Source organism: Neogemmobacter tilapiae, from assembly GCF_014652215.1.
Lineage (GTDB): Bacteria > Pseudomonadota > Alphaproteobacteria > Rhodobacterales > Rhodobacteraceae > Neogemmobacter > Neogemmobacter tilapiae.
The window spans coordinates 1-1,033 of record NZ_BMYJ01000024.1; the positions used below are offsets into that span (position 1 = coordinate 1).

The 1,033-nt window shown below is 62.4% G+C and carries 1 protein-coding gene; it reads left to right on the forward strand.

Features of this window, described 5'->3' with window-relative positions; translation table 11 throughout:
• Positions 1-121: 121 nt before the first annotated feature.
• Positions 122-1,033 (forward strand): IS110 family RNA-guided transposase (locus IE095_RS18100; protein ID WP_189413675.1); only part of this gene is annotated, 912 nt, incomplete at its 3' end.

The following is a 1,033-nucleotide window of genomic DNA, read 5'->3' on the forward strand; positions in this document are numbered from 1 at the left end:
GGGCATTTGCGCGCCGTCCCGACCTTGGGGTTTGGCCCCGATCGTAGCTTGGCGGCATCTGCTCTCATCCCTGTCTCGAACGGTTGCATGGGCTCTGGGCCCGAACCACAAGGAAGAGAACATGATGATCCTATCACAGCCCCGCCCGCTTGTCGGCATCGATGTGGGCAAATTCACCTGTTTCGCCGCCGTTCATGGCAGCTCCAAACCCTTTGCCTTTGTGCCCGACGCGACCGGGATCGCGGCTTTCTTAAGCTTTCTGCGTGCTCTTCCCGGCCCGCCTCGGATCGGGTTTGAGGCGACGGGGGGCTATGAGGCGGGGCTTTGGGAAGCCCTCGACCGGGCCGGGTTCGAGACCCGCCAACTGGCCCCGGCCCGGGTGCGTGCCTATCGTCGGATGCGGGGGCGACAGGCCAAGACCGATGCCGAGGATGCGGTTATGATTGCCGCCTATCTGGCCGATCAGCCCGAGGCCGGGCGGGCTCTCCCCTCTGAAGCCGTCAGAGAAATCAAAGTGTTGTCGGCCAAGCGCCGTCAGCTGATCGCGATGCGCAAGGCTCTGGCTTGCCAGATGAAACAAGCCCATGACCCCCTGACCCTTGACCTTGATCAGGCCCATCTTGCCCTGATCAACAGCCAAATCGCCAGCCTTGAGGCGCGTCTTGAGGCCAGGATCGTCGCCCATGCAGACCTTGCGCGCAAAGCCAGACTTCTGCGCTCTATCCCCGGTCTTGGGCCTGTCGCCTGCACCACTTTGCTCGCCGAAATGCCCGAACTCGGGGCGCTTGACCCCAAGGCCCCCGCCGCCCTCGCAGGCCTTGCCCCCTTTGCCCGCGACAGCGGAAAAACCTCCGGAAAACGCTTCATACAGGGCGGGAGAGGCCCCGTCCGAAACATCCTCTACATGGCCGCCCTCACCGCAAGCCGATACAACCCAGACCTTAAAATCTTCGCAACACGCCTTAAAGCCGCTGGAAAACCCAACAAACAGATCCTCACAGCCGTCGCCAGAAAACTCATCGAGCTCGCAAAC